The sequence below is a fragment of the Microcoleus sp. genome (assembly GCF_049646505.1).
GTDB lineage: Bacteria > Cyanobacteriota > Cyanobacteriia > Cyanobacteriales > Microcoleaceae > Microcoleus.
In genome coordinates this window covers 1-3,861 of sequence record NZ_JBARVX010000263.1, presented here as the reverse complement: position 1 = coordinate 3,861, position 3,861 = coordinate 1, and the positions used below count along the sequence as shown (strand labels likewise).

The 3,861-nt window shown below is 44.9% G+C and carries 1 protein-coding gene; it reads left to right on the top strand.

Features of this window, described 5'->3' with window-relative positions; translation table 11 throughout:
• Positions 1–251: 251 nt before the first annotated feature.
• Positions 252–3,861, top strand: a 3,610-nt coding sequence (locus tag WBA89_RS14195; RefSeq protein ID WP_424407411.1) for a PAS domain S-box protein, incomplete at its 3' end; no start/stop codon positions are given.

Sequence of the window (3,861 nt, the reverse complement as noted above, 5' to 3'; positions counted from 1 at the left end):
ACACACCGCGCGCGAGCTCCCGTGTAGGGTGCGGATTGCTCCGTCAATCTGCAAGTTATATCGAAGATAGGGCAGATCCGCACCCTACATCGAAATCACAATAGTTGCTGCTGTACTTCATGAACTTGGAATATACTGTAAATCTAGGAGTTTGCCAGCACCCAGGAAATTCTCAAGCCTACGGTTCAAGTTGCCCAAAAATCAGCTAGATAGCTGCATCCGCTGCTGTTTTTTTATTTAGATGAGCCAAAATGAAATCTGTTGTTGAGCCAACTTTAACGCTTGCTACTTTGAAAATTCTGTTAGTAGAAGACTGTGCAGAAGATGCAGAACTGATTCAAGAATTGCTGTCTGAGTCACGGCTGAACTCATCAATTGAGATGACGAATGTAGCGTGCCTTCGGGAAGCTATAGAAATTTTAAGCGGCGAGATTTTTGATGTAATTTTATTAGATTTGACACTTCCTGACAGCCAAAAATTCAATACTTTTTTTCGGCTGCAAGATTGCGGGATAAATATTCCGATCGTCATTTTGACAGCCGCCGATGACGAAAACCTAGCCGTGGAGTTGATTGCCGCTGGGGCCCAAGATTATCTGGTGAAAATACAAGTAGACAGCCGGCTGCTGGTGCGGACGCTGCGCTGCGCGATCGCCCGCGAGAAACGGCAAGCAAAATGGCAAAAAAGTCAACAAAAATACCTGCAACTTGTTGACAATATCAAAGAAGTTATTTTTGAAACAAATTTTGCTGGCAATTGGACTTTTCTCAATCCGGCTTGGACGGAAATTACCGGATTTACAGTTGATGAAAGCTTGGGAACTTCCTGCTTGAGTTACATTCATCCTGACGACCAATTCCAATATTTAAGTTTGTGCAGAAGCCAGAACAAAAATCAAGGAACATCTTGTTGCTATAAAATTCGATTTGTTACTAAATATGGCGGATTTCGCTTGGTGGAAGTGCAGTTCTTTTTGATATGGGACGCGGAGGGCGAGGCGCAGGGGACGACAGGAACTATCAACGATATTACGGAGCGAGTTTTAGCATTAGATGAACTGGAAGCTAGTAAAAGATTTTTGAATTATACGATCGATGCAGTTGCCGATCCAATTTTTGTCAAAGATGAACAGCACCGCTGGATACTGTTAAATGATGCTTTTTGCAAGCTGATGGGCAAGCCGCGCGAAGAACTGCTAGGTAAATCTGATTGCGACTTTTTCTCAAAAGAAGAAGCTGATTTTTTTCGGGAGAAAGATGAACAAGTTTTGAGGACGGGGGAAGGAAACGAGACAGAGGATTTTTTTACGGATGCCAGCGGTGCCAAGCACATTCTGTCTACTAAAAAAGCTATTTTTGAAAATACCGACGGCGGGAAAATTCTGGTGGGGATAATTCGAGATATTACTCAGGATAAGCACCAACAATTAGCGCTGCAAGAAAGCGAAGCTAGATTGCAGCAACTTGGGGAAAATTTGCCGGGAATAATTTATCAATTCCGACTTTCAAGCGACGGCAAAATGTCTTTTCCTTACATTTCTTCTGGCTGCCGCGATTTATATGAATTGGAACCAGAGGATATTCAGCTAAATCCCGAACTTATTTTCAATTGTGTTCCTCAAGACAACCGGGAAAAGATTTACGAATCAATTGCTGTTTCGGCGGCGAATATGCAGCCCTGGCAGCAGGAATGGCGTGCGATTTTGCCGTCGGGAACAGTTAAGTGGATGCGAGGGGTTTCGAGACCAGAACGAGTGGATTTTCCGACAGCAAGAGGGCAGGAAGGGGATATAGTTTGGGAAGGCATGATACTGGATATTACTGATTTAAAACTAATCGAAGCAGCTTTGCGGGAGACGGAAGCCAGATTTCGATCGCTCGTTGAGAGTATTCCCGGCGCTATCTGCCGCAGCTTGTACGATGCTGATTGGACGATGGTGTTTGTTAGCGATGAAATTCAGGCAATTAGCGGCTATCCGGCTGCGGATTTTACCGACAACAACGGCTTGAGTTTTGCTAGCATTATCCACGAGGTCGATCGTCCAATGCTTGCGAAACAAATCAGGGCAGCGGTAGACTCAAAACAGCCGTACCATGTAGAATACCGGATTGTGCGGGCTGACGGTGCCCTGCGGTGGCTGTCGCAAAGAGGCAGACCGACTTACGATCGAGAAGGGCTGGTTTTGTGGTTGGATGGAGCAATTTTTGACATTACCAATCGCAAAACCGTCGAATTGACTCTGCGCTTGGTAACTCAAGCTGTAGACAGCGCTAGCGATGCGATCGCGATCGCCGATTTGAACGGCTGTTCAATTTATCACAATCAAGCATTTATTCAGCGCTACGGCTATACAGTTGAAGAACTAAATAATGCCGGCGGCCCGGCAGCAATGTACAAATCTCAAGAATTGAGAAAGTTATTTAAAGTGCTGCGGAAAGGTTGTTCCTGGAGCAGCGAAATTGCACTCAAGGCTAAAAATGGCGAACTTATAGAAGTTATCTTGCGAGCAGACTGCATTAAAGATAGCGACACTAAACCCATAGGAATGATGGCGATAATTGCCGACTTCACAGAATTAAAACGCACCGAATCGGCATTAAAACTCAGTCAAAAGCGATTGCAGTTGGCGGTTTCCGGCAGCTCTTTGGGGCTGTGGGATTGGAATATAGCCACTGGCGAAACTTATTTCGACGCGCAGTGGAAATCAATGCTCGGTTACGCAGAAACTGAAATTGAAAATAACCTTCAAGGTTTGGAAAATTTGCTCAATCCCGAAGACAGACCGAAGGCAATGGCATCTTTAAATTCCTGTTTTGAAGGTCGCACCGATATCTATGAAGTTGAATTTCGGCTGCTCAACAAAGCGGGAAATTGGCAGTGGATTCTGGCAATGGGTAAGGTAGTCGAGTACGACGAATTGGGTGGGCCGCTGCGGATGACAGGAACTCACAAAGATATCAGCGCCCGCGTTGCGGCAGAAGCCGAAAAAACGGAATTGATCGTATCTCTGCAACAACTCGCAGAGCAATTGCAAGCAGCGCAAAAAATTGCCCGCATGGGGAATTGGGAATTCGATATTCAGACAGAAATTATTACTTGGTCGGCGGAAATGTTTAGAATTTACGGTCGAGAATTAAATCGGTTGCCGACAATGGCACAACTTTTAGAGCAAATTCATCTCGATGAGCGAGAAACGGTTGCGAAAGCTTTGGAAAAGGCAGTGAATGAAGGGACAGCTTTCGACATCGACCACCGCATCTATTTTGCATCAGGAGAAATCAGGTACGTTAACTGTAAAGGACAAGCTGTTAAAAATGATTTGGGTCAGGTGGTGCGGCTGTTGGGTACGGAAATGGACATTACCGATCGCAAAAAATCCGAAATAGCTTTGCAACAAAGCGAAAAACGGTTTCGAGCTGTATTTGAACAAGCGGCCGTCGGCATTGTTAAAGTGCGGCCGGACGGTTCTTTTTTGAATGTAAATCCAGGCTTTTGCAATATTGTCGGATACTCAGCATTGGAACTGAAAGCCCTAAATCTTTGGGATATTTCGCACCCGGAAGAGATAGCAACAGATGTCGATATGGCAAAAAAACTGTTAGCTGGGGAAATTGTTAATTATGCAATTGAGAAACGCTTTGTACGCAAAGACGGTTCATTGGTTTGGGCGAACGTGACTGTATCTTTAGTGCGGGATGAGTTTGGGGAACCGAGTTACGGAATTGCTGCGATCGAAGATATTAGCGATCGCAAAAAAGCAGAAGCGATCTTGCGCCAACAATTAAAGCGAGAACGTTTGGTAGTAGGGATGCTGGAACGGATTCGCTCTTCTCTGAATTTAGCAGAAATATTGACAAAAG